The organism is Psychrobacter fjordensis (assembly GCF_904845995.1).
GTDB lineage: Bacteria > Pseudomonadota > Gammaproteobacteria > Pseudomonadales > Moraxellaceae > Psychrobacter > Psychrobacter fjordensis.
Window position 1 is genome coordinate 1,227,711 of sequence record NZ_CAJGYP010000002.1, and the last position, 25,406, is coordinate 1,253,116.

General features: G+C 41.8%; 21 protein-coding genes. 14 read left to right on the forward strand and 7 right to left on the reverse strand.

Features of this window, described 5'->3' with window-relative positions; genetic code table 11:
- Window positions 1-129 precede the first annotated feature (129 nt).
- The 3 genes from eat (at window position 130) to eutC (ending at window position 4,117) form a co-directional block, all read left to right on the forward strand.
- Complete coding sequence (eat, locus tag JMW61_RS13450; RefSeq protein WP_406947848.1) at window positions 130-1,548, forward strand: ethanolamine permease; 1,419 nt, start codon at window positions 130-132, stop codon at window positions 1,546-1,548.
- 186 nt (window positions 1,549-1,734) lie between these two features.
- A complete protein-coding gene (locus JMW61_RS13455; protein WP_201551866.1) occupies window positions 1,735-3,129 on the forward strand; it encodes an ethanolamine ammonia-lyase subunit EutB in 1,395 nt (464 codons plus the stop codon).
- 43 nt (window positions 3,130-3,172) lie between these two features.
- The gene (gene eutC / locus JMW61_RS13460) at window positions 3,173-4,117 is read left to right on the forward strand and encodes an ethanolamine ammonia-lyase subunit EutC (protein ID WP_201551867.1); all 945 of its coding nucleotides are present in this window, start codon (window positions 3,173-3,175) and stop codon (window positions 4,115-4,117) included.
- 314 nt (window positions 4,118-4,431) lie between these two features.
- Here eutC and map read toward each other — a convergent pair whose 3' ends face one another.
- Both map and JMW61_RS13470 read right to left on the reverse strand, forming a co-directional pair.
- Entirely contained in the window at window positions 4,432-5,214 is a 783-nt protein-coding gene (gene map / locus JMW61_RS13465) for a type I methionyl aminopeptidase (RefSeq protein ID WP_201551868.1), read from the reverse strand.
- On the reverse strand, window positions 5,207-5,413 hold the full coding sequence (locus JMW61_RS13470) for a ParD-like family protein (RefSeq protein ID WP_201551869.1): 207 nt from the start codon (window positions 5,411-5,413) through the stop codon (window positions 5,207-5,209). The genes map and JMW61_RS13470 overlap by 8 nt, the downstream gene beginning before the upstream one ends.
- A gap of 748 nt (window positions 5,414-6,161) precedes the next feature.
- Here JMW61_RS13470 and JMW61_RS13475 point away from each other — a divergent pair.
- Genes JMW61_RS13475 through JMW61_RS13490 form a run of 4 tightly spaced genes read left to right on the forward strand, consistent with a single transcriptional unit; the run spans window position 6,162 to window position 10,879 of the window.
- Window positions 6,162-6,710: a spore coat protein U domain-containing protein gene (locus JMW61_RS13475; RefSeq protein WP_201551870.1), complete on the forward strand. Its 549-nt coding sequence runs from the start codon at window positions 6,162-6,164 to the stop codon at window positions 6,708-6,710.
- A gap of 5 nt (window positions 6,711-6,715) precedes the next feature.
- Window positions 6,716-7,477: a fimbrial biogenesis chaperone gene (locus JMW61_RS13480; protein ID WP_201551871.1), complete on the forward strand. Its 762-nt coding sequence runs from the start codon at window positions 6,716-6,718 to the stop codon at window positions 7,475-7,477.
- Window positions 7,428-9,875, forward strand: coding sequence for a fimbria/pilus outer membrane usher protein (locus tag JMW61_RS13485; RefSeq protein WP_201551872.1), 2,448 nt, complete (start codon window positions 7,428-7,430; stop codon window positions 9,873-9,875). The genes JMW61_RS13480 and JMW61_RS13485 overlap by 50 nt, the downstream gene beginning before the upstream one ends.
- Window positions 9,875-10,879 (forward strand): Csu type fimbrial protein, encoded by a 1,005-nt coding sequence (locus JMW61_RS13490; protein ID WP_201551873.1) that lies wholly within the window; start codon window positions 9,875-9,877, stop codon window positions 10,877-10,879. The genes JMW61_RS13485 and JMW61_RS13490 overlap by 1 nt, the downstream gene beginning before the upstream one ends.
- 711 nt (window positions 10,880-11,590) lie before the next feature.
- Here the strand turns inward: JMW61_RS13490 and JMW61_RS13495 are convergent.
- Window positions 11,591-11,836 (reverse strand): hypothetical protein, encoded by a 246-nt coding sequence (locus JMW61_RS13495; protein WP_110922539.1) that lies wholly within the window; start codon window positions 11,834-11,836, stop codon window positions 11,591-11,593.
- 503 nt (window positions 11,837-12,339) lie between these two features.
- On the opposite strand from JMW61_RS13495, the gene dinB reads away from it, so the two are divergent.
- The 7 genes from dinB (at window position 12,340) to infA (ending at window position 20,800) form a co-directional block, all read left to right on the forward strand.
- Window positions 12,340-13,425 (forward strand): DNA polymerase IV, encoded by a 1,086-nt coding sequence (dinB, locus tag JMW61_RS13500; RefSeq protein ID WP_201551874.1) that lies wholly within the window; start codon window positions 12,340-12,342, stop codon window positions 13,423-13,425.
- 198 nt (window positions 13,426-13,623) lie between these two features.
- Entirely contained in the window at window positions 13,624-14,826 is a 1,203-nt protein-coding gene (gene queA, locus JMW61_RS13505) for a tRNA preQ1(34) S-adenosylmethionine ribosyltransferase-isomerase QueA (protein ID WP_201551875.1), read from the forward strand.
- 111 nt (window positions 14,827-14,937) lie between these two features.
- Window positions 14,938-16,674 carry a FimV/HubP-related protein gene (locus JMW61_RS13510; RefSeq protein WP_201551876.1) on the forward strand — a complete coding sequence of 579 codons (1,737 nt, stop codon included), beginning with the start codon at window positions 14,938-14,940 and terminating at the stop codon, window positions 16,672-16,674.
- Between the two features lie 51 nt (window positions 16,675-16,725).
- Window positions 16,726-18,318: a FimV/HubP family polar landmark protein gene (locus JMW61_RS13515; protein ID WP_201551877.1), complete on the forward strand. Its 1,593-nt coding sequence runs from the start codon at window positions 16,726-16,728 to the stop codon at window positions 18,316-18,318.
- Window positions 18,319-18,489: 171 nt separating this feature from the next.
- Window positions 18,490-19,575 carry an asparaginase gene (locus tag JMW61_RS13520; protein WP_201551878.1) on the forward strand — a complete coding sequence of 362 codons (1,086 nt, stop codon included), beginning with the start codon at window positions 18,490-18,492 and terminating at the stop codon, window positions 19,573-19,575.
- Window positions 19,576-19,617: 42 nt separating this feature from the next.
- Window positions 19,618-20,457, forward strand: a complete 840-nt coding sequence (gene truA, locus JMW61_RS13525; protein WP_201551879.1) for a tRNA pseudouridine(38-40) synthase TruA — start codon at window positions 19,618-19,620, stop codon at window positions 20,455-20,457.
- Between the two features lie 121 nt (window positions 20,458-20,578).
- Window positions 20,579-20,800, forward strand: a complete 222-nt coding sequence (gene infA / locus JMW61_RS13530; RefSeq protein ID WP_021814850.1) for a translation initiation factor IF-1 — start codon at window positions 20,579-20,581, stop codon at window positions 20,798-20,800.
- 226 nt (window positions 20,801-21,026) lie between these two features.
- Here the strand turns inward: infA and JMW61_RS13535 are convergent, their stop codons facing one another.
- The 4 genes from JMW61_RS13535 to leuD all read right to left on the reverse strand — a co-directional run bounded on the left by JMW61_RS13535 (window position 21,027) and on the right by leuD (window position 25,379).
- Window positions 21,027-22,148, reverse strand: a complete 1,122-nt coding sequence (locus tag JMW61_RS13535) for a L,D-transpeptidase family protein (protein WP_201551880.1) — start codon at window positions 22,146-22,148, stop codon at window positions 21,027-21,029.
- A 422-nt stretch (window positions 22,149-22,570) separates the two neighbouring features.
- Window positions 22,571-23,674, reverse strand: a complete 1,104-nt coding sequence (gene leuB / locus JMW61_RS13540) for a 3-isopropylmalate dehydrogenase (protein WP_201551881.1) — start codon at window positions 23,672-23,674, stop codon at window positions 22,571-22,573.
- Window positions 23,675-23,836: 162 nt separating this feature from the next.
- Window positions 23,837-24,589: a hypothetical protein gene (locus JMW61_RS13545; protein WP_201551882.1), complete on the reverse strand. Its 753-nt coding sequence runs from the start codon at window positions 24,587-24,589 to the stop codon at window positions 23,837-23,839.
- Between the two features lie 139 nt (window positions 24,590-24,728).
- Entirely contained in the window at window positions 24,729-25,379 is a 651-nt protein-coding gene (leuD, locus tag JMW61_RS13550) for a 3-isopropylmalate dehydratase small subunit (protein ID WP_201551883.1), read from the reverse strand.
- Between the last annotated feature and the right edge of the window lie 27 nt (window positions 25,380-25,406).

Consider the following 25,406-nt stretch of genomic DNA (forward strand, 5'->3'; position numbering starts at 1 on the left):
TAAATCCAAAAGCAGGCTTGACGCATTGATGTTTTATCAATTTTAAGGTTACTTTGATGAGAGCTTGCCAGTTCATTATTCATTGGCTGAGCTTTGGAGAATACCATGCCTAAAAACGCTAATGGCCAGATGAATGGCGCAGTAGGAAGCACTCAGGCTGAAAAAGACTATTTTGCTAAAAGACAACTCAAACAAGGTGCAGTCGGCTGGGTACTATTAATAGGCCTTGGTGTTGCCTATGTCATTTCTGGAGATTTTGCAGGTTGGAACTTTGGGCTTGCTCAAGGTGGTTGGGGTGGGATGTTTGTTGCCACCATTGTGGTCGCTATAATGTATCTTTGTATGTGCTTATCTATGTCAGAAATGGCGACAATGTTGCCTACTGCAGGTGGTGGTTATAGCTTTGCCCGAACTGCCTTTGGTCCTTTGGGCGGTTATTTAACGGGTACAGCCATTTTAATCGAATACGCTATTGCGCCAGCTGCTATTGCCGTATTCATTGGTGCCTACTGTGAATCTTTATTTGGTATTGGTGGATGGATGGTATATCTGGCTTGCTATATTGTCTTCATAGCCATTCATTTGAAAGGTGCTGGTGAAGCTTTAAAGATTATGTTTGGTATCACCGCTATTGCTTGTATCGCACTGGGTGTATTTATAGTAGCAATGATTCCTCATTTCGACAGTAAAAACCTTTTTGACATTGCAGTTGGCAATCAAGCAGGCGCAAGCTCATTCTTACCATACGGCTATATCGGGATTTGGGCCGCTGTGCCATACGCTATTTGGTTCTTTTTAGCGGTTGAAGGTGTGCCCTTAGCCGCTGAAGAGGCCAAAGACCCAGCTAAATCTTTACCACGTGGATTGATTGGCTCGATGTTGATACTCGCAACATTTGCCATTCTTATACTATTTTTAGGACCAGGAGCGGCTGGCGCTGATGCGTTAAAAGACTCAGGCGCACCCTTAGTAGATGCTTTAGCGTCTGTATATGGAAGCAATTCTTGGTTAGCAAGTTTTGTAAATTTTGTTGGTTTGGCTGGTTTAATTGCGAGTTTCTTCTCGATTATTTATGCCTACTCTAGACAGATATTTGCGTTGTCTCGCGCAGGATACCTACCTAAGAAACTATCATTAACAAACAATAATAAAGCCCCCTATTTAGCGCTTATTGTTCCTGGAGTTATAGGTTTCCTGTTATCACTTACCGGTGAAGGTGACTTGCTTATCCTGATGGCTGTATTTGGTGCAACTGTGTCATATGTTCTCATGATGGCATCTCATATTAAATTACGTTTATCTCGGCCTGATCTTGCTCGTCCTTATAAAACACCCGGTGGTATTTTCACTTCAGGTATCGCTTTAGGTTTGGCATTGCTTGCCGTAATAGCAGGATTGATGGTAGATCCTAAAGTATGGTTTATGGCCGCTGGTATTTATGTCGTCTTCATTCTTTATTTCGTTATATTTAGTCGGCATCATTTAGTCAGTGGTACACCTGAAGAGGAGTTCGCGCAAATAGAAGCCGCAGCGGATGAATTGAGTTAAAAGCACTAATTATAAAGTCACTGATTATGATGTTGTATAAGTTAATTAAATGCTTCTCACATGACTTTAAGTTTGAGCTAAATTGAAACTTAAGGTCATGATAATTTGAAATACATAATAAATAGTTTCGTTAGCAACTCACATATTAGAACTAATTAATATGATGATGAAATCAAGGTGGTTAACATGGCATATAAACATACCGTAGGACAGCGAAGCTACCAATTTAAAGACTTAAAAACCTTGCTAGCAAAAGCATCACCTAGACGCTCGGGTGATGAGCTAGCTGGAGTAGCAGCCAGCGATGCCACTGAGCGCGTAGCAGCACAAATGGCGTTAGCAGACTGTTTATTAACTGACTTTTTAGAAGACTTTTTAATACCCCATGAGACGGATGAAGTCACTCGTTTGATTATGGAACAGCATGATTCTCAAGCATTCTCTAAAATAGCCAGCTTTACTGTTGGAGACTTAAGAGACTGGCTGTTGGGAGAGTCAGCGACCACAGAGACCATATCCGAATTAAAATATGCCTTTACACCTGAGATGGTCGCAGCCGTCAGTAAAATAATGCGGGTACAAGATCTTATCTTGATAGCGAAAAAATGCCGCGTGGTCACTAAATTTCGTAATACCATCGGTCTAGAAGGATCTCTATCTACACGATTACAGCCCAATCATCCAACCGACGATCTATTAGGTATTTCTGCAAGCATCATTGATGGATTGATGTATGGCAATGGTGATGCGGTCATTGGGATTAACCCTGCTACCGATAATATTCAGAACCTGTCTGAACTATTGAAACTACTAGACCATGTAATCTCCGAATATCAAATCCCTACTCAATCTTGCGTTTTAACCCATATCACTTCCGCTATACAGTTAATCAATAAAAACGTACCAGTCGATTTGGTTTTCCAGTCCATCACAGGTAGTGAAAAAGCGAATACTAGCTATGGCATAAACTTAGCGATGTTAAGAGAAGGGTATGACGCTGCCACGAGTCTTAATCGTGGCACAGTAGGTCAAAACGTCATGTATTTTGAGACAGGTCAAGGTAGTGCGTTATCCAGTAATGCTAACTTTGGCGCTGATCAGCAGACGCTTGAAGCCAGAGCTTATGCTGTGGCTAGAGAGTTTAACCCTTTGTTGGTCAATACTGTGGTTGGTTTCATCGGGCCTGAGTACCTCTTCGATGGTAAACAAATCATTCGAGCAGGATTAGAAGATCATTTTTGTGGCAAACTTCTTGGCGTACCTATGGGTTGTGATATTTGCTATACCAATCACGCTGATGCAGATCAGGACGATATGGATACGTTACTGACGTTGCTTGCCAATGCTGGCATTAACTTTATTATGGGTATTCCGGGCTCAGACGATGTCATGCTCAACTATCAGACGACTTCGTTTCATGACGCTCTATACATTAGACAACTTCTTGGTCTTTCCCCTGCCCCTGAATTTGCGCTTTGGCTGAGTAATAATGACATCTATACTCAATCTGGCAATAGTATCAATTGGTCAGACAAACCGTCTGCCTTACTGTCAGGAATAATGGGTAGTAAGCTTACTTAAGCGAGAGTATAGAAAACGTCGATACACTATAAAGAGAAATGCTATGTCCATTGATTACTCACAAGATAAGACATCACTGACTGTCAAAGAGCATGTCAAATCGAATACAAACAGTGCTAGTGATTTAGTGCATTTAGACCCTTGGGAGAAGTTAAAACAATACACAGACTCTAGAATTGCTTTGGGACGTGTAGGCTGTAGTGTCCCCACTAAGCCCTTGCTCAAGTTTCAGCTTGATCACGCTGAGGCAAAAGATGCTGTATTACAGGACTTAGATGTTGATGCTTTAGTCGTGAAGCTTTCTGAGCATTGCCGCTCATCTATAGTCGAGCTAGATTTAGAACTGGTTGCAGAGAGTTCAGATCAGACAAATAATCAAGAGAATCAGGTCAGTGATAGCTTAAAAATACTGAGAGTCACGAGCCAAGCGCAAGATAAATCTGAATATCTTAAACGGCCAGATTGGGGCAGACTGCTTAGTATGGAATCCGCTAAGCAATTGGAAATATTCGGTAAGGACAAGTCCTACGATGTTGCTATCGTTATGGGCGATGGCTTATCAGCGAGAGCGATAGCCGAGAATGCTCCCAAACTTGTTGCAGAACTAATCTCCCTTTTTAATGATAAAGGTTGGACTATCGCCCCCTTAGTTATCGCTACTGGTAGCCGTGTCGCTTTAGGAGATGAGGTAGCAGAGCGTCTTCATGCCAAAATGCTGGTCATGCTGATAGGAGAGCGTCCAGGTTTGAGCTCTCCTGATAGCTTAGGTATTTACTATACTTGGGATGCTCAATCTTCGAGTCATGATGCTATGAGGAACTGCATCTCTAATGTGCGTAATGCTGGCCTGCCAACCAGAGTGGCAGCAAGTCGTCTCTTAGCATTAATGGAGAAATCTTATGAGCTCAAGCTATCTGGGGTTGAACTAAAAGATGAGCAGGAACTACCGGTATTAGATCAGGGTCAAACAGTGATTAAGCTACTATGATGGCGAAAAAGATATTATACAATTTAACCAAAAATGCGAATAACATAGTCTGATGTTACGATGGCCGGGCTGTCGTAAGCATTGAGCTATTTCATGTCAATAGAATAGTTCGCTAGGTATAGAAATGCCTGCTCGATCGCATAGACTTCAAAGGTTGTACATAGCGTTTCAAGAGCGATCATAATACGCTGAAGGATATTTAGGTGTGAGTGATACACACTAGTAGATAGAGCGATTAAAATAGTGAAAGTGTAAGACATTAAAAAAGGCGCTGCCCATTTAAGGAAGCGCCTTACCAAATACTCTTACAAAGATCAAACGGCTGAAATAGCTTCATCTTTTCGCAGAGTAAGAACCTCATAGCCATCAGACGTGACAGCAATTGTATGTTCCCACTGAGCAGATAACTTCTTATCGTTGGTAATTACCGTCCAGCCATCTTTTTTGACCTTAACTTTAGCCTTACCTTGATTAATCATGGGTTCAATGGTAAATGTCATACCTCCTTCTAGAACTAGACCTTTTCCCAAATGTCCGTAATGAAGCACTTGCGGTTCTTCATGCATTTCACGTCCAATACCATGACCACAATACTCCCGCACTACAGAGTATCCCTGTTTCTCAGCATAACTTTGAAGAGCATGACCAACATCACCTAGCGTCGCTCCAGGTTTCACTGCTCGTATTCCTTCCCACATAGCTTCATAGGTCTTATTAACCAAACGTTTTGCGAGAGGTGATACCTCACCTATCAAATACATTTTGCTAGAATCGGCAATAAAATCACCTTGCTCTAGGGTAATATCCACATTCACAATATCACCTGATTTAAGTATTTGCTGGTCTGAAGGAATACCATGGCAGACCACGTTATTCACTGAGGTATTTAATGCATACTGATAGCCATACTGGCCTTTACTAGCTGGGCGTGCGCCTAGCTGATCGACAATATAGCGTTCGGCAAGATCATTAATATCCATCGTAGAGATACCGACTGTGATTTTTTCGTCTAGATAATCAAAGACAGAGGCTAGAAGCCTTCCAGACTCGCGCATGATTTCCAATTCCGCTGCATTTTTAAGTATGACCTTATCCATCTATAAGGTTCCTTACATTAATATCAGCTTGTCTCATTTGCTCATTGATAATTTGGTTATAAGACATATTGGGATTAGATTCAGCAAGCATTCCTATCTTGATCCAATATTCAGCTTGTGCGTTGATAGAGCGCACCATGACTGAGCTTGCTTTGCGAATTTCTTCGTGCAGCTCATCACCAATTTTAACAATACCCATATAAAGCTCTTAGTATACGAAACGTATATGAATCGTATACCTATTTTTATCTAGTTGCAAGAAGTAGTAAGTTAATGCAATGGAATGGAATGGTTTTTTATTTCCTATTAGGCAATACTTTACTAGAACTAGTCATATACAGTTTCTAATCAATTAGTTGAAGCCATAAAAAAAAGCTGAATAATCAGCTCCTTTTCGACACTTTTCTTTAGCTGCGCTAACTCATAGCCATCACGCCTTGTCGTAGCCCTTACTCAACACTGGTCACGTCACGAGTCGTTGAGCCATTTCTTATATAACCTTGCTGGTTATGACTTGCATCGCTTGTCGTTAACAGATAAAGCTCTCTAGCCATATCAACATTAATCTAAGTATTTGTAAAAGAAATAAAAGAGATGCCAAAGTTCTAAAATACAAACAATTTCAAGCGAATAGTTTAGATAAAGTTAATTATCATTTTCTTAAATATTAATATATAGAGTTATTAGCTATAAACATATAATACTAATCAAACCTTTATCGTGCAATATCGTAACAACTACATTACAATGCAGTGACAAAAACGACAAACGGTATAAATTAGATGATAAACGGTATATATTTTGTAATATCTGTACTCAGGTAAGCATTTTGTATTACTTGAACCTGCGATTTACACTATTTGTCGAGATCTAGGTCAATCATCAATTTAATATTTTCTATAACTCACTGAAATATTCAAAATATTTATACTCTCTGGAGAAGTACCATGACATTTAACAAAAAACTACTTACTACTGCATTTCTCACTGTTGGTGGATTCGCTGCTATGTCTAGCGCGAATGCATCTGGCACAGAGTCATCTGATTTTACAATCACAACGACAATTGAATCTGTTTGTACGATAGACGCCTCTGGTGCCTCTATTAGTTTTACGGATATTGCTGCTGGTACCACAGGTACTGATATTTCTAATAAAAAGTCTGCTGGAGATATCTCAGTAAAATGCTCTAATGACGCGCCTTATGTCATAAATCTATCAACGACTGGTAACTCAACTAGTACTACCGGTGAAGGTCTTATGACTGGAACTTTGGGCGACACTATTGCTTATCAATTGAACTCTGATGCAGAAGGTACTACAGCTTGGGGTAATACTGGAGCTCTTGGTATTGATGCTGATGGTAACGGTATTGCTGGTTCAGGTGCAGGCGTATCTACACCTATTTTACACTCTGTATATGCAACAATAACGGGTAGCACTGACGTTAAGCAAGATACGTATGAAGATACTATTACCGCTTCTATCATTTACTAATAGTGATGCTAAGTATTTGGTTACACCACGCTGCCCGACCTGTTTTTATTTTAGCCTTGCTATTGTCATCTAGTTTGGCAGTGGCGAGTGGCCTTCAGGTCTCTCCCATCTCGTTGAGTCTACCAGCTCGCGAGAATGCGAGTGGTCTGACCCTGAGTAATTCTGGTAACAATATGGTACACGCGCAAGTACGCGTATATCAATGGTTACAGGATGAACAAGGCGATCAGCTTACTCCCTCTCGAGGACTATTAGCCAGTCCACCGATGCTTGAGCTGAAACCGGGTGAAAAACAACTCATTCGAATCATTCGTGCGAAAGCACCGCCGCAAGGTACAGATGCTGTGGAAGCCGCTTATCGTATTTTGGTCAATGAGTTACCCATCAAATCTGCCAACCCGACGACAGGCTTGCAGTTTGCACTTAGCTACTCTCTACCCGTCTTTGTACAGCCGATAGGGGTGACTAAAACCACTCCTCAGTTGCAGTGGAGTACGCTCTTGCAACCAGATGGCAAAGCGATAAAACTCCGCGTCAGCAATAGTGGTAATGGTCATGCCCAGTTGGCCGGACTGAGCTTTGTGGATACAGCCGGTAATAGCACGGTGATCAATCCAGGGCTGCTAGGTTATGTCTTACCTGATGCTACTATGAACTGGACGCTGAAAATACCGCCCTCTGTAATAACAACAGGTGGTAAATTCAAGGTTATGATGAATGGCACTCAGACGACACCAGACGTCACGATGGACACATCTATTCGCTAAAGCAGCTTTTCTACAATGCGTGGCATTACCAGCCAGTCACGCCGTAGAACTAAATGATGTTGCTATAAGCATTGACAACAGCGAACTTACCAAGCTCAACCTAGACAGCTACACCTCTGACGATAAAGATGGATTAGATCTGTATCTGGACGTCACTCTAAATGGTGCTAGTGCAGGCTTGACGCATTTCTACTACCGTGACGATCAACTCTGGGCCAGTACTGCCATCCTACAACAGCTTGGCTTTATATTACCTTCCGATACGACCGAAGCTATACTGCTAAATAGCTTACCTGATCTCAATATTGATTATGACGCTCGGCAGCAAACCGTGAGCCTTATCGCGCCTTTAAGTATGCTCAACCTAGACACCACCATCCGTAGCACGCGTACCAATAAGCGTCCGCAGCCCACGTCATCCTCTGGTATGTTGCTAAACTATAATATCTATGGCACCCAAACTCAAAACAGCGCCAAAAACCTAAGTGCTTATACCGAGCTGCGCGCGTTTAATACGCTTGGTGTACTCAGTTCCACTGCTTTGACCAACGCGAATAGTTCTACTGATAGCAATAGCAGTGATTGGGATAGTCGTAGCGTGCGTCTGGATACTAGCTGGAGTCAGTCATTTCCAGATAAGCTAATTACGGTTCGCGCAGGTGATATCCTTACGGGCGCTCTGTCATGGACACGATCCACGCGTTTGGGTGGTCTACAAATTGGCACCAATTTTGACCTCCAACCCTATAGGTCAACCACGCCTTTACCTTCATTTTTTGGTACAGCTACACTGCCCTCAGCAGTAGAGCTTTATGTCAATGGTCTTAAACAATACAGTGGCGATGTACCTGCTGGGCCATTCAAGCTTGACACAGTGCCAAGCTTCAGTGGGGCAAGCACTGCTCAGTTGGTAGTAACCGATGCGTTAGGGCAAAGTACGACACTTAATTTCTCTTTATATGATGCGCATCGCTTACTACAGCCTGGTCTCTCTGACTGGTCTATAGAGCTTGGGGCAGTACGTGAAAATTATGGTATTCATTCTTTTGATTACGGTAGCAATATTGCCGCCAGTGGGACATGGCGCTATGGGTTGAGTGACCGCTTTACCTCAGAAGCTCATGCTGAAGTCACCAAGGATCTCAGTAATGCCGGTGTTGGTGGCACGTGGCTGCTTGGTAGATCGGGTGGTATATTGTTCGCCTCACTAGCGGGTAGCGAGAGTCAAAGTCAAACTGGCATGCAATACAGTACAAACTACTCATGGAATAATAATCACTTCAATCTTGGTATCAATGCCATGGGTACTATGGGGAATTATCGTGATGTAGGCACACAATATGGCTCTGCCCCTGCTCGTCGAAGTGAGCAAATCTCAACCAGTTATAGCACGCAATCTTTGGGTCGTTTTGGGATGAGTTATAATCAGGTGGCTCAGGCCGAGCAAGAGGCCACACAATTTGCCAGCGCCTACTGGTCTAAGTCCTTTGGTCGCAGATTAAGCTTAAGCGCTAATTACAATCAAGATATTAATAACTCTGCTAATAACAACGCCTCGCTTAGTGCTTCACTGTCACTAGATCGCAATATTTCGCTGAGCAACAGTATACAACACACTGATAATAGCACTGCTTTTGCAGTGGATGTGTCGCGACCCGCTCCGAATGCAGGTGGTATCGGATGGCGGGCACAAGCGCGTCACAGTCTAGAAGGTAGTACAGAGAAAAAGAACAACACTGATGGCCTTGCCGAGCTGAATTACCTTGGGCGCTACGGTCAAGTACGAGCGGGCATCAGTAACAACGATGGTGACTACGCAAGCTATGCAAATGCTACAGGTGCCGTAGTTACGATGGGTGGTGGCTTGTTTGCTGCTCGACAGATAAATAGTGGCTTTGCCGTAGTTTCTACAAATGGTATCGCCGATATACCTGTCTCTTTACAAAACAGTCCCATCGGCACGACCAATAGTCAAGGTCTATTATTGGTAACACCACTGAATGCCTATCAAGAAAATAAGATTGGCATTGACCCTATGCAACTGTCCGCAGATCTACGTATTGACAAAGTAAACATAAATGCCACGCCGACCGAGCTTGCCGGCATTCTTGTCGATTTTGATATCACGCCGGTACGCTCAGCATCTGTCGTATTAGTAGATAACAATGACCAACCACTACCGCTTGGCAGTCAAGTGCGCCAGCTTAGCAATAAAGATGTACCAACGACGGTTGTTGGTTTTGACGGAGAGGTGTATCTCGACACACTTGATAAACATAATGTACTAGAGATAACTACCCCTTCTAATGATATCTGCACTGTTAGTTTCGATTATTCCAAGCAAGGTGATGAGATTCCTCTCATCGGGCCCTTTATCTGCCAAAAGGTACAATCATAATGAAATTACGTCAATGGCATTACGGATTATTGTTGCTGCCAATCGTGTTGTGGTTATCGATAAATAGTGCGCATGCTGATATCACTTGCACAGCAAGCATGAATACCGGTACTGTTAATATCAGTAACACTATTACTCCTTCTAACGCTAACAATGCACAAATTACTGGCACCTTAACTTATAGCTGTACCAACAATGCCTTATCGGAAAGGTATGCTTCGGTCTGCCTTGGTGTTGATGGTGGCGACTACAACAGTGCCATTCTTCACCCACGTTATATGACTGGGCCTAACGGTTCCAAACTAGCATTCACTATGACATTGCCGAACGGTGCTCTTTGGGGAAATGATAATGACTCTGTATACAAACCTAACTCCTTTCTCATCCCACCAAATACAACGGTTACTGGCCACGTAGTTATAAACGTATCATTACTACCAAATTTTGGAAATACTGTTGCCTCCCAAGGGGTTTACAGTAGTGACTTTAGTGGTAACCACACTACATTAACGTACCAATCTCACATCGACCAGACTACATCTGATTGCGAAACAAGTCCCTATGAACAACGTGATTTTCCGTTTAAAGTCCAAGCTACCGTGATTAACGAGTGTAAAATAAACACTACATCTGACATCATCCTAGGTAGTCGACCAGCAAGCGCTACCAGTTTTATTGGAAGTAACAACAGGGCTATTGACATGACTTGTACCAGTGGCGCTCTTTATAACATCGGTTTAGCACCATCGAATGGTGATGTTGTTGGTCGAGGCGTTATGATCGACACGGGTAGCAAAAACTATCAACTCCCTTATCAGCTACTCTCAAACTCGTCAGGAAGAACATGGGGCAACAACGGTAGCACTTATGCCACTTTAACCAATGGTGTCACTGGCGAGGGCAATGGCACGGCTCAATTACATACGGTATATGTTACAGTGCCGAACTCTGATGTTAAACCTGCTAGCTATTCTGATACGGTAACGGTTCATGTAAACTATTAGTGCCTTACTTTATTTATCTATTTATATTATCGTTTAGAAGGTAATTTGTATAATACAGATATCACAAAACCAGTAACTAGTGGCAGTATGAATTTGTTGCGACTAACCGCGGCTTGAATCATTTTTCATAGGATAAAACTCATTCACTATATCTTCGCTATCGATGCCAAAACATGAGTTCACATAGCCAAGCTTAGCCACTTCCTCTAGTGCGACTTGATCAAAGCCATGTTCGCTAAATCATTTATCAATAGTTCCAGCATCTTGTACTGCCTGCTTTGAGTTCACGTCACCATGCAATTTTAAACCTACAAAGTAACTCGGTGTGCGATAGCTTTACATGGTGCTTTTACCTCTGAGTGTTAGTCGCAATGGCAAGCATGACAGCTTATTGTCTGACACCGCCGCAAAGTAGCTAAACTTGTATCACCTTGCTATGCTTCTTTGAATGCTAGCCTAGCTCAGCAGATAAAAGTGGCAGTAATGGTGTCGACGTGTTTTTTGAGGCTAATGTGTTAGATACGGTACTGCATCTTGCAGATAAATATATATTAGTTACGAAGTTAGTATAAAAATAATATATTAAATGAAAGTCAGAAAAATCAATTAATTGAGTATATAAAACAGCATCCCGTTACTGATACCAATATTAAAACAAAAAAAACCTCCTTATATGGAAGTTTTTTATGCCGATAATATTTATTGCGATACTTACATCGCTGTTTCGTATTGCATGACAGCACATATCTTAATCGGTACGGCAAACCTCCATGGCATGCCAGCGCTGCAATAAAAATACCCGTCACTATATGACACAATATATGCCGTAAAATCATTACCACAATGATCCATCATGGCGCGTTCATCATTTTCATCACAAACTGCACACCATATATCCTGATCACCTCGTGCTAGCATTGCCCGTGTTAAATCACTCCCTTTTAATTCGTTGTACATCATCAGCTCCTTAGTCATTCTAAACCCTCTAAAAACAAAGTGTTCTTAAAGCATTGATTCCAATATTACCGAATCTTCTATTTTGGTATGAGCGATAAGCAACGTCTTTTTTTGAGTGAGAATTAAGATGCGCAAAGCATTGCTTATTGTTTAATAGTCGTATATTAGCGCGGATAATATATTGTAAAACACCGGAAGCAAAACTGTAACATATAAACGTAAAATTCATGACAAACGGTGAAGTTGTTACGACAAATGGTGCAACTAAACAAATAAATTTTAGATAAACTATATTTAGACTGAGTAATAGAAAACACATGTTCACTAAACAACGCTAGATAAAATTATTATTATTCTCCAACCCTATGATATATAAGATTTGTAGTAGATTATATTATCTATATGGCTCCACCACATTGCCCAACAATTTATTGTAAGGTCTTATCTTAAAACCTAGCTTTTCATCATAAATCGAAGCAGTCAAATCAGGTACAATAATGATTATGACAACCTCTATAACGCCTAATTCTCGGAAAATTATTCATATAGATATGGATGCTTTTTATGCCAGCGTGGAGCAGCGTGATTTTCCTGAGTTACGAGGCAAGCCATTGGTCGTTGGTGGCGATCCGAATGGTCGCGGTGTCGTCGCAGCAGCCAGTTATGAAGTACGCAAATTTGGTGTACGTTCTGCCATGTCTTGCTATGAGGCACGCAAACGTTGTCCAGAAGTAGTTTTTGTAAGACCACGTTTTGAAGTTTATCGAGCAGTGAGCGATGAGATTCGCCGTATTATGTACCTCTTAACCCCAAACGTTGAGCCATTATCGCTAGATGAAGCCTATCTAGATGTCACAGGACTGGAAGTACATAAGGGCTCAGCGACGTTGATGGCCAATTGGCTGAGAGCTCAAATACTAGAGCACACAGGACTGAAAGCGTCTGCCGGCGTCTCATTTAACAAAATGCTGGCCAAAATTGCTTCAGATATCAATAAACCCAATGGCATTGCGATTATCACGCCAGCAGATGCCGATGCCTTTATTAGCACCTTACCTATTGAGCGCTTTCACGGTATCGGTAAAGCAACTGCTAAACGCCTACATGCGATGGGCGTGAACGTTGGTGCCGATCTACGGCAGACGCCAGCAGCGGTATTGGTACAGGAGTTTGGCAAACGTGGCCAGTTTTATCATGACATCGCACATGGGCGTGATGAGCGCGCTGTCAAGTCTGAGCGCATGCATAAATCCATTGGCTCAGAGACTACCTTTAGAGACAATCTAACGGATAATAATGCGTTACGCATACAGATTTATGAGCAGAATGAAGATGCTTTTAATCAAATGCAGAAAAAACAACTAATTGCCTACACCATTACGCTCAAAGTTAAATATGCAGACTTTACTCAAATAACACGCTCTCACACCTTATCAACTGCTTTTGATAGTGCCAAATCTGCGCACTATTGGTTAGACAAGCTGTTTTTAGATATTCCTCGTGAGTTGCCCATTCGTTTAGTGGGTGTCACCTTCTCCTCCCTTGCACCCGCTGCACAATTACTGCCTCAGTTAAATTTGTTTGAATAACTTCATAGACGACTGGTATTAAGCAGTTTTTTTGATGATTATTATATAATAACTGATAGCAGCTACTTATATCATTGCTTAGGCTATTTTAAAGAAACTACTGTACTTGTATGTGCATGAGTCGCTATTAAACTGTCCTTTCACAATCTCATTTCTGCTACAATTACATCAAAATTTATATTCATTTAAAGACTCATTATGACCGACATACATGCTGTAGACTCTGAAACCAACGCCTTAATTGATACTAATAAAGATAACGATACCTTAGATTACTTAAGCGTTGATGATTACGATTATGAGTTGCCGGATAGCCTGATTGCACGCTATCCGTTGTCGCAACGTTCTGCCTCCAAACTACTATACTTGCCTGCCGACCAACAGAAAACCACTACTACTGTAGAAGATCGTTTATTTGCTGAGCTGCCTGACTTGTTAAGTGCTGGAGACCTCATCGTATTCAATGACACTAAAGTTATGAAAGCACGGTTATTCGGCCAAAAAGACACTGGCGGTAAACTTGAAGTGCTCATTGAGCGGTTGGTCGGTATTTCGAACTTGGATACAGCAACGCTGCATTTAGAGGACATGACTGATAAGCCAATCAATCAAGAGCATATTGCGCTTTGCCATGTAAAAGCCAGTAAAGCACTTAAACTTGGACAACGCTTGCAACTCGCCGATGGTCATATGAGTGCGACTATGATTGGTCGTCAAGACAATTTATTTATTTTGGCTTTTGATGCCCCTATCTTGCCGCACTTAGAGCTTTATGGTGAGTTGCCTATCCCGCCCTACTTTGAACGCCATGCTGACGATACAGATAATGCTCGCTATCAAACAGTCTTTCATGACCCAACCAAGCTTGCAAGCGTGGCAGCTCCTACCGCAAGCTTACATTTTGATGACTTAGTACTCAGTAAACTGAATGAAAAAGGTATTAATACCGCCTTTGTCACTTTGCATGTCGGCGCTGGTACATTTGCGCCTGTAAAAACAGACAACTTACTCAATCACACCATGCATAGTGAGTACGCACATCTACCACAACCCACCGCCGACCTAATCAATCAAACGCATGCTAATGGTAAGCAAGTTATCGCTATTGGTACGACGGTTACCCGCGTGCTCGAAACAGCGTATCAAAAAACAGCCAATGATGGACAGGCTCTGTCTAGTTGGTCAGGTGACACTGATATATTTATTTATCCAGGATTTAAGTTTGGTGTAATAGACAAACTATTAACCAACTTTCATTTACCTAAATCCACGCTATTAATGTTGGTGTCGGCATTTTCGGGTAAAGACACGATAGAGCATGCTTATCAACATGCTATTAAAGAGCAATATCGCTTCTTTAGTTATGGCGATGCAATGCTGCTTGAGAAGAGATCGACTTAAACATTACTTAAACATTTTTTGTATTGTTCACAACAGTTGTGAAATAAACTGGTAAACTAAGCGGTATTTTGTTATAACAGCAAAGATAACTTATATTCTAAAGGGCGGCACATGTCTGGTCATTTATCTCATCGTTTGACTAATATACATCGCGCGGTATCGGTGGCACTACTTTATTCTGTAGGTTATGCCGCCTTAGTGTCGAGTGCACAAGCGGCAACGATAGGAAAGACTGTCGTTACTTCTGCTCAGCATGAGCCTCTGGTAGCGAGCATTGCTGTTTCAGATATTAGAGCGTCTGATTTTTCAGCAAGCTTGGCAAACTCTACTATTTATCAACAGATGGGGTTGACCCAGACTGACTCAATGAGTGTACGCTTTCAGCCTACTTCAGCGACCAGTGGTCAGGTATTTATAACGACTTCGCAGCCAGTATCTAAGCCTTTTGCCGATGTGGTTCTGACTCTAAATGATAAAGGTCAACACAATGTTATTCCTAAGACATTGTTGATGCCGCTTAATGATAATGTGCCTGTTGAAGCAACTAAGAATACCGTTACTGGCGCAAAAAAACCCAGTTTACCAAGTGTATCCGCAAGTATTGCCGAGCCATTAACCGTCAGAAAAGGTGCGCCACCACCGTTTATATCAGCGCCTAATGTATCGACGAGCGAGTTAGTTGCCTCTAAATTGCCAGCGCCGAGCATGCAGTTACCTACCGTGGGTAATGCGGCGCAAGGCACCAATCTTGCTTATGCACCGAGTCGTTTGGATAATGGTCGCCTGAGCAATAGCATTGAGACAAATAATACCAATACTAATGACAATAAACCGAATTCAGCGAGCCGTTTAGACAATGGTCGTTTGAGTACAGATAATAATGTTACGACAATCGGCACCAATAATACCGACCTTAATGAAAATAAAAATACATCGATTACAGCGCTCACTGACAAAAAATTCGATATTTTAAATATACAAATCACCCGCCAAATACAGCCAAGTAGCAAGTCAGATAATGGCATAATGACTGCTGTGCCTATGATGCCCGCACCAAACGATAATAAAGCAAACATATCAACGCCCGATCTCGACACTAGCAATAACATCGCTACCGCTACTCCGACGAATAATATACCTGCTAACATTGTTGCACCTGCATCTCCTAACACCAATGTTGCCAACAGTGCCTCTGACAACAATACGGCAATCAGTACTGCGGCTGCCCAGTATCAGGTACAGCGCAACGATAGCTTATGGGTCATTGCTCAGCAGATAGCACAAGAAAATGATCTCGATGTGCAAACCGTGATGAAACAGATTCAATCACAAAACCCTGATGCTTTCATTAACAAAGATGCCGATCAATTAAAAGCAGATGCCAAGCTTAGCTTACCTAGCTATGACGTTGTGCCATCACAACAGAAATTAGAAGCGGCTATTAGTGCACAAAGACAATATAACCGCAGAGCAAACATACCAGTGGTAAAAAAAACAGCTAAGACACCAGCTAAAAAAACTGCTGAGAAACCTCAAGCAACGAAACAACGTAAAAAACCAATGATTACGAAGACACAAACATTACCAAAAGCACAGTTTTCTGTGCTAGCTCCTGGTCACAATGGCAGTGCAGATGGTACTCAAGCGAAATCTGCTTCGGCAACAGGTAATGGTCTTAGTACAGATGTATTGGCAACACTCAAGGCATCAAGAGAAAACGCGGCCTTACAAGCTCAGCGCTTGTCAAAAACCAGTAGTGTCCTTGATAGCTATACCAAAAAAATTCAACTACAGAACCAAAAACTGGCTGAGCTACAAGCTCGTCTCAAAAAACTACGCAATCAATAATTGCCTGACTAATCAATGCAATACGCCGTGATCATAGGCGTGGGAGTAACTATGGACAACATACTATATATCATCGCTGGATTGGTACTTATTCTACTAGTAGTTGGTTTAGTACTGCGCAAAAACAAAGCGCAAAAATCATCACCACAACCATTTGCAAAGTCGGAGCAAAACGCTGCTACGACAAAACCGGACCATGGTTCTCCTGCCCAAAGCACTAAAGCTGAAGATAAATTCAATCATATTATGATTGCGCAGCGTTTTATGGATCAACAACGCTATGACAAAGCGATTGAAACACTCAATCGTGGCCTAAGAGACCAACCAAATGATGGTGAGTTATCGCTCAAGCTGCTTAGCATATATGCGACCATCAATCAGCCAGAAAACTTCAATAAAGTTTATGATGCCATCAAAACACAAAGCGACCCAAAGAGTGTCGCTCTAGCTGACGAGTTGAAAGCTTTGTTTTCTGAAGAGCAGAATCAAGTCGCGGCAAAAGAGGCACCAGTAGAAGATAATAGCGGTTTTGAAAGCATAGATTTTGACTTACCAACTAGCCAAGTCGATAGTAATAACGGTACTCTAAGTGGTGAGCCTATCGTTAGTGCGATATCTTCAAATGATTCTCCAGAGACAACCGCTCCTGATGACAAAGTAAACGATAGCTTTGATCTTACACTGAACGATCTAGAGAGCGGTTTCAACGAACCTGCTGCAACCAATACAGCGCCTGTCGCATTAGATGTGACAGAAGATGAAAGTATCAATGTATCTACTGTTGATACTCCTACCGAAGATGACGAGCTTATTGATTTCGACTTTAGCTTTGATTCACCTGAAGAAACAAGTACGCCAACAGAGCCTTCTATAGACGCAGCTTCATCTGATCATGCTACCGAAGATATGACGCTAGACAGTGAAGATTTCGTCTTAGATTTTGATGATTTAGCGACTGATGCTGATCAAAATACTGAAGATAATATTACTGAAGAATTGATTATTGATGCGTTCGAAAGTGATGCAGCAGAAGACTTTGTATTACCTTCAGATAATATTGATACGCCAAGTAGCACAGAAACGTCGTTGGAAATCGAAGAAACTACCTTTGCAGAAAATAGTGATAACTTTGTTCTTCAAGACAGTAGTTTCGAAGAACAAAGTTTTGAGGACAGCGATTTTGAAATAGAAGATCTTGAAATAGAAGATCTTGAAATAGAAGATCTTGAAAAAATTGATGTTGAAGAGCCACTGCTCAACGATAGCAACTTACCAGAAACACTTGCTAATGGGTTTGCTGCTATACCGACTGACACGCCACTGTTCGATGACAACAGCCTAGTAAGTGATGAGTTTGCTGTAGAGCCTTTGACTGCAGCTAGCCCAGTCGATATCGAGACCGATATTGCAACTGACGAAGTGGACGAAACTCCTGAAATTGCAGAGGACTTCTCATCTCGTTTTGCAGCAGATTTTGACTTTGTAAAATCATTAGATAGCAACCAAGTGACTCTTGACTTGGCTGGCCAATATCTGCAGCTGGGTGAATACGACAGCGCCAAACGCCTGCTTAATGAAGTGATTGCCCATGGCGATAGTGAACAGCAAAGCCAAGCGCAAATACTACTTGAGCGCACTGCCTAGTAAACAACCAGTTTTCTCATCAGCAAGTATTCTACTACCATAGAATACTTGCTGATTTTTTTTGCATTTAACCTTTATACTATCTATTATTAATAGAGCTTATTGAGTACATTCTAGACATCCTTTTCTTTCATACTTAATTATTACACCAATACTATGCCATCTTCTGCTATGACAACGACCATATCAAAAACTATTCAACTGATTTATGCTGGTGGTACTTTTGGGAGCTACGGAAGACCATTAGCACCCTTAGCTGCAGATGTGTTTTTGCCAACATTACAGACACTGATGCTTAATCAGGATAGTGCAACCAAGCACCCAAATATCTCTTGGTTAGATAATGCATTGATTAAAGACAGTAGCCAACTCACCCCAAGTGACTTTGTCCATTTTTATCAGCTGTTACTGACTGCTTATGCTCAAGGTGATAGGCGATTTGTGTTAATTACTGGTACGGACACCTTGAGCTACTTAGGAGCATTTTTGGCAGAAGCCTTTGCAGGTAGCGATATTTGTGTCATCGTCACTGGCAGTATGCGTCCATTGCTAGACAGTGAAGTACTACAGTCCTACACTATCGACACTCACAGCGACGCTTGGGACAACCTCAATCATTCGTTGAAACTGGCGGCGGCAGGTGAGTCGGGTGTCAAAATCAGTTTTGGTGGTGAATCTTGGCCTGCACAAACGGTACAAAAGATTCATAGTCATGATTTGATGGCATTTACTGGGCATTCTCGAGCAGCCTATCCAGCAAATAGGTATATCAAAAATCTACCAGATACCCGCCGACAGCATTGGATTGATGACCAGAAAGCGCTACTTGCTAGTGTTCAAGCGCGTGCTGAATCCAGTCGTATTCACGCACTATATTGCTTACCCAATGATACCGACGTCATCAATACTCAGCTGCAAGCGCTCTTATCACACCCACCCTCTGGCATTATTCTATTGGGATTTGGGGCTGGCAATGTTCCTCATTCCGCAGCACTAGCAGAAACATTAGAGCTGATTCATAAAAAAGGGCACATGGTAATATGTGCTAGCCAATGCCCATTTGGCGGTGTTAGCGATAGCTACGCGGCGGGTAGCTGGCAGTATGACCATCATGTCATTGCGGGTGGACGTCTCACCATTCCAGCGATTTATGCACGATTATTATGGCTGCTATTGCGTTACGACACTCCGGCAAGACGCAAACAGCGTTGGTTGAACAATGTCAGTCAGACTGGCACCAGCATAAAAAAACGATAAACTACTCTTAATTCCCTTAACTTTATAAGTTTAAAAACCACCATGTCTGAAACTGAAATCATCGAGTCTGAACGTTCGCCAATTTATACCTTAGCGATTGCTATTGAGTTTTTGGGCACACATTATCATGGTTGGCAGCGACAACGAGAAGTGATAGGTGTACAAGAAGCACTTGAAACGGCTATTAGTACGGTTGCCAACGAATCCGTAGAAGTCATCGCAGCTGGGCGTACTGATGCAAGCGTGCATGCCAGTAATATGATTGCTCATTTTACGACTCACGCTTATCGCCCTACCCATAATTGGTTGCGCGGCGTAAACAGCTTGCTACCTGATGACATTGCTCTACGCTGGATTCAACCGATGCCTGCTGACTTCCATGCGCGCTTTGGCGCTATTGCCCGTCGTTATCGGTACATTACCCTCAACCAACCACAGCGCCCTGCGATACTCAATCACCAAGTCACACATATCTATGAGCCGCTCGACTTAGCGGCAATGCAATTAGCAGCATCTGATATCGTTGGCACTCATGATTTTAGCAGCTACCGTGCCGCAGCTTGTCAGTCCAATCAGCCGGTGCGTACCATCAGCCATGCTAGACTTTTCAAACACGGTCAGTTTATTGTGTTTGATATTCAAGCAGATGGATTCTTACATCATATGGTTCGTAACTTAATGGGTACCTTATATGCCATTGGTAGACATGAATTAGTACCAGACGATTTTATGAATATTTTGCACAAAAAAGACCGTACGATTGCACCGCCGACCGCCTCTGGTGATGGTTTATACTTCATTAATGCTTATTACCCTGAACGTTTCCAGCAGATATTACCACAGGCACCTTTGACCCCTATTTGGCTAAACCTACCTGATTAAATTGATATGAATTGGCATACATATCACTTACAGACTGTCAAGTCAAAACCCGGTTCCGTATTGCTTTAACCTGCTAACTTACGTATAATATGGGCTTATTTTTAATTGATTGATACAAATTATGGCAAAAGACGATATTATCGAATTTGAAGGCGAAGTCATTGATACCCTTCCTAATACTTTATTTAAAGTTCGTTTAGAAAACGGACATGAAATCATTGCGCACATCTCTGGTAAAATGCGTAAGCATTATATCCGTATCTTGACTGGTGATAAAGTTAAGGTCGAAATGACGCCTTATGACCTGTCTAAAGGTCGCATTACTTATCGTGGTAAGAACTAATTTTTTATTGACTAAAATGGTTATAAAAGCATTTATATAAACACAGCCAGTTGTCGAATGACACTTTTATCACTGGTATAAATGTTTGAGTGGTTTGACTGATAATAATAATGAAAATGCTAAGCTACTCATTATTTCCTATCAATATTTTAGTTATTTGAATTCCGTTTTTACCATAAAAAATACCGCTCAATATCAGCGGTATTTTTTTGTCTATTTTTTATGATTAGCTAAATTGGACAGTTGCGCCGTTTTTAATCACACCTAAAAGACTAAGTGCATCCCAGTTGGTCAGACGCACACAACCAGCTGATGCCTGACGACTGATACGAGCAGGATCTGGTGAACCATGAATCCCATAAGTTGGTTTACTCAGTCCAATCCATACCGAACCAACTGGATTGTTAGGGCCTGGCGGAATGATAGACTTACGACCGTCATTGCCTGTATAGGTATAATTAGGCTCGTGTACTTTCACCTTTACAGTATGCGTGCCTGTCGGCGATGGTGTCGCTGTACTACCCACTGTTGTTGGATAACTAGCAACTAACTTATTGTTTTCGTCATAAGCATAAAGTGTCTCAGTGTCCTTGTCAGCGACTACTCGGCTGACAGGCTTGGTGTTAGGGTTGCCAGGGTTATATACCGTAATAATTTCACCAGCAGTAAAGCTGGCCTTAGGATTAAGAGATTTTAGATATTTCTCACTAATATGAAATTTTTCTGCGAGCGCTTCAGTGAGACTTTCATAATACATTCCTTCGAGCTTAGGTTTGGCCACAGAATCAGCAGGTATACTCGTAGTTTTGACGTTTACATCTGCATCAGTTAGCTGATAACTAACTAATACAGGTTGTGTCATAAGTTTTTCGTTTTTAATCAGTGCTTGCCACGTTTCATTGTTCAACGTGTCAGTTACAGTCAGACCATTCGCATTTTGAAATGCTTGCATGGCTTTGCGGGTATTTTTTCCCCAATATCCATCGACAGGCCCCACCCCATTATGATGCCAGTTCAATAAGGCTTGCAGTTTCGTTCCTATATTACGATCTATATCAGCATCCGTAGTCCAATTGATATTGTTCACTTCTTTTGCCGTGTCTGATAGGTTTTCAGTTGTGTATTTTATGGTAGGCAATAGCTTATTTAATGATGTTGCAGCTTTACTATCCCCTGTTAATTTTTGGCTTATCCCATTCGTCACTGGACTCACCTCTGTCGGAGCTGTAGCGCTATTATCTACAATCATGCTATTAGTTCGTTCTGCTGCAATACTTTGCCCCATAAAGACGACTGTAGAGAATCCAATCATTGCTATCGCTGTGCTTAATTTTTTTAATTGATACATGTGATACTCCTAATTTTTGATAATTTTTTTGTTTTTTTTCAGTTTTTATTATGCATAAATTCTTATTTTTAGACGTTCAAACTTTTAATAGTTATAGAACTTTTTCTATTAATTCCCTTATAAAATGATAAATACATCTATCCATTTATTATTAACCAATATTGCCATATTCCTCTGTGAGCATATAACAACTTTGTGTTAATGAGCGCCTTACACGATAGTAGCTGTGTTAAAACAAGTGCTTTTTTACGACTTGGTGAACTAGTATGTTACGGCTAGTAAAACTCTCGGACAAGCACGAAAAAACCCATAATCTGCTTAGCAAATTATGGGTTTGCAACTACAAAAATTTATGAAGGTTAAAATGATACAGTCTAAGAATCAGACGAAGAAAATTTCAAGCTACATCACAAAGGTATTGATTATACTAGCTTAGCCAATACTGCTTGACCCATTTCTATACAACCTACTTGTTTGAGTCCAGCTTCACTGCTATCTAAAATATCAAGCGTACGTAGACCATCATCAAGCACATCACTGACCGCTTGCTCAATGGCTTTAGCGGCCTCTTCTTGCTTAAAGGTATAACGCAGCATCATCGCAACAGACAAAATCGTCGCCAATGGGTTTGCTTTATCTTGTCCTGCGATATCAGGTGCTGAACCATGGCACGGCTCATACATCCCTTTACCTGCCACATCTAGACTGGCTGATGGCAACATACCGATAGAGCCAGTTAGCATCGCCGCTTCGTCAGATAAGATATCACCGAACATATTGCCCGTTACCATCACGTCGAACTGCTTAGGGTCTTTGATAAGTTGCATACAAGCATTATCAGCATACATGTGCGATAACGCTACATCGCTATAGTCCGCTTGTTGCATCTGGATCATCGTCTGCTTCCACAGCTCTGTGACTTCTAATACGTTTGCTTTGTCCACTGAGCAAACTTTCGGCGCTGTACCTGCTGCTTGCGCACGTGTTTTTGCCAATTCAAAAGCCACTTTACCGATACGTTGAATCTCACTCGTACTATATACCATGGTGTTATAGCCTTGCTGCTCGCCATTCTCTAATGTGCGAATACCACGCGGCTCACCAAAATAAATACCACCTGTTAGTTCGCGAACAATAAGCAAATCTAAACCTGAGATAATTTCAGGCTTGATACTAGATGCATTAGCAAGCTGCGGATAAAGCTTTGCCACACGTAGATTAGCAAACAAACCAAGCTCACCACGGATTTTGAGCAGACCACGTTCAGGACGTTTACTACGCTCAATGCCATCCCATTTAGGGCCGCCAACAGCACCTAGCAATACAGCATCTGCAGCACGTGCACGCGCCAAAGTCTCATCAGGTAAAGGCTCGCCAGTTGCGTCAATAGCCACGCCACCAATCAATCCAGACTCAAGTGTCAAACCTAATGTAAAATTATCGTTCACAGCATTAAGCACATCAATGGCTTGAGTCATGATTTCAGGGCCAATACCATCGCCTGCTAATGTTAAAATCGTTGCCATACTGATCCTTGGGTAAGTAAGTTTTATTTATAATACTGCTATAAGCACATGATAACTTTTAAAAGATAATTACTCGTGTAATGAGCTACACGAGAAAAAGAAATTTATCCCATCTAAAGGACTACTAAATTCTGTATCAATCTGAGACTAGCACACTGGTTATTAAGCTTTTGTTTTTGATGGTGTAGGCATAGTCTTGGTGAGACGCGTTTCTACAAACTCGCCTTGATGCTCAGCACCCAGTTCTTTGCAGAAACGGCGCTGTACACTGTTTCCTTGATATAGATCGACACACAAAGGCTCTGGTGAGGCGGTGTCTAATAAACTACCTGAGTTATCACTAGATTTCTTTTGATAAGCTCGAAGCTGATAAGTATCCGCCTCGACAAAATCATGAATCATCGCAAAACGCTCAACATAGCCCAAGTTGTTTTCTGGATAAAAATTCACTTGTACTTCTCGTTTGGCTGGCTTTACCCGTGCATAGTAATTGGTTAGACCGGCGATGCCTGAAGCCGATAAAGGTACAATTTTTATCTCATTTGTATGAGCAATCGGTGTCATATCCATTTTCATGGTGACTGGCGCACGTTTATTACTATTATAACTTGTCTCACTGCCACTTGTTCCATTGTTACTCGCGGCTGTCATCGCAACGACCATCGCAGCATTAATAGGCTCATGGGTGTCAGTCCCTATCACTGGTACTTTATCTATTCGCGCAATTTCACAGTGATAAGTGCCTATACAAGCAATATTCACCTCACCAGCAACAGGTTGGATCTTGCCTGCCCACGCTGTTGCGTTTTCTGCCTCATCTATTTTCTGATAGCCATTCATGAGCTGACAGCCTGACAACCATAAGCTGGCAGCAACCATTGTACTTGTCCATAAAACATAACGTTTTTTATTCATAATGACGGCTACTATTCATAAGAGAAATAATAAAATATTTTGTAAAACCATACTTCATTTTAGCCAGTTCGCCGCCATAACTCAACGCTGCATTACGGTTGTTCAGCAGTTTTATGGGCAATAACTATCAATTGATTGTCTAGGCTCGCACTTCATTAAAGATCCAAGGCGTTTTTTGCTTCATTTGTTGCTCATACTCTTTGATAGCATCACTTTGCTGTAAAGTGAGACCAATATCATCAAGACCATTTAGCAAGCAGTGTTTACGGAAATCATCCACTTCAAAGGCGTACTCTTCACCTGTTGGCGTAATAACGACCTGACGCTCAAGATCAGCAGTCAGCTCGTAGCCTTCATTAGCAACGGTAGCTTTCATCAACGCATCAACGATATCTTCCGCCAGTACAATTGGGAGCATGCCATTTTTAAAACAGTTGTTATAAAAAATATCGGCAAAGCTTGGTGCAATAACCGTACGAAAGCCATATTCTGAAAGCGCCCACGGTGCATGCTCACGGCTAGAGCCACAGCCAAAGTTTCTGCGTGCCAGCAAGATATTAGCGCCCTGATAACGTGGCTGATTGAGAATAAAGTCTGGGTTGATAATTCGTGTGCTATTGTCCTGACCTGGATAGCCTTCGTCGAGATAGCGCCAATCATCAAATAAATTGACGCCAAACCCTGTACGTTTAATAGATTTTAAAAACTGTTTTGCGATAATTTGGTCGGTATCAACGTTTGCACGATCAAGTGGACAAACGATACCGGTTTGGGTGTTATAAGCTTGCATAAAATTCCCTATCAATGATGTTTTTAT

What these genes read in the sequence shown, in the direction of transcription:
- eutC (WP_201551867.1), top strand. Translation starts at nt 3,173, where the DNA reads ATGTCCATTGATTACTCACAAGATAAGACATCACTGACTGTCAAAGAG.
- JMW61_RS13510 (WP_201551876.1), top strand. Translation starts at nt 14,938, where the DNA reads ATGTCTGGTCATTTATCTCATCGTTTGACTAATATACATCGCGCGGTA.
- infA (WP_021814850.1), top strand. Translation starts at nt 20,579, where the DNA reads ATGGCAAAAGACGATATTATCGAATTTGAAGGCGAAGTCATTGATACC.
- leuD (WP_201551883.1), bottom strand. Translation starts at nt 25,379, where the DNA reads ATGCAAGCTTATAACACCCAAACCGGTATCGTTTGTCCACTTGATCGT.
- JMW61_RS13535 (WP_201551880.1), bottom strand. Translation starts at nt 22,148, where the DNA reads ATGTATCAATTAAAAAAATTAAGCACAGCGATAGCAATGATTGGATTC.
- dinB (WP_201551874.1), top strand. Translation starts at nt 12,340, where the DNA reads ATGACAACCTCTATAACGCCTAATTCTCGGAAAATTATTCATATAGAT.
- JMW61_RS13455 (WP_201551866.1), top strand. Translation starts at nt 1,735, where the DNA reads ATGGCATATAAACATACCGTAGGACAGCGAAGCTACCAATTTAAAGAC.
- JMW61_RS13485 (WP_201551872.1), top strand. Translation starts at nt 7,428, where the DNA reads ATGGCACTCAGACGACACCAGACGTCACGATGGACACATCTATTCGCT.
- JMW61_RS13520 (WP_201551878.1), top strand. Translation starts at nt 18,490, where the DNA reads ATGACAACGACCATATCAAAAACTATTCAACTGATTTATGCTGGTGGT.
- leuB (WP_201551881.1), bottom strand. Translation starts at nt 23,674, where the DNA reads ATGGCAACGATTTTAACATTAGCAGGCGATGGTATTGGCCCTGAAATC.
- JMW61_RS13470 (WP_201551869.1), bottom strand. Translation starts at nt 5,413, where the DNA reads ATGGGTATTGTTAAAATTGGTGATGAGCTGCACGAAGAAATTCGCAAA.
- JMW61_RS13480 (WP_201551871.1), top strand. Translation starts at nt 6,716, where the DNA reads ATGCTAAGTATTTGGTTACACCACGCTGCCCGACCTGTTTTTATTTTA.
- eat (WP_406947848.1), top strand. Translation starts at nt 130, where the DNA reads ATGAATGGCGCAGTAGGAAGCACTCAGGCTGAAAAAGACTATTTTGCT.
- JMW61_RS13475 (WP_201551870.1), top strand. Translation starts at nt 6,162, where the DNA reads ATGACATTTAACAAAAAACTACTTACTACTGCATTTCTCACTGTTGGT.
- queA (WP_201551875.1), top strand. Translation starts at nt 13,624, where the DNA reads ATGACCGACATACATGCTGTAGACTCTGAAACCAACGCCTTAATTGAT.
- truA (WP_201551879.1), top strand. Translation starts at nt 19,618, where the DNA reads ATGTCTGAAACTGAAATCATCGAGTCTGAACGTTCGCCAATTTATACC.
- JMW61_RS13490 (WP_201551873.1), top strand. Translation starts at nt 9,875, where the DNA reads ATGAAATTACGTCAATGGCATTACGGATTATTGTTGCTGCCAATCGTG.
- JMW61_RS13495 (WP_110922539.1), bottom strand. Translation starts at nt 11,836, where the DNA reads ATGTACAACGAATTAAAAGGGAGTGATTTAACACGGGCAATGCTAGCA.
- JMW61_RS13515 (WP_201551877.1), top strand. Translation starts at nt 16,726, where the DNA reads ATGGACAACATACTATATATCATCGCTGGATTGGTACTTATTCTACTA.
- JMW61_RS13545 (WP_201551882.1), bottom strand. Translation starts at nt 24,589, where the DNA reads ATGAATAAAAAACGTTATGTTTTATGGACAAGTACAATGGTTGCTGCC.
- map (WP_201551868.1), bottom strand. Translation starts at nt 5,214, where the DNA reads ATGGATAAGGTCATACTTAAAAATGCAGCGGAATTGGAAATCATGCGC.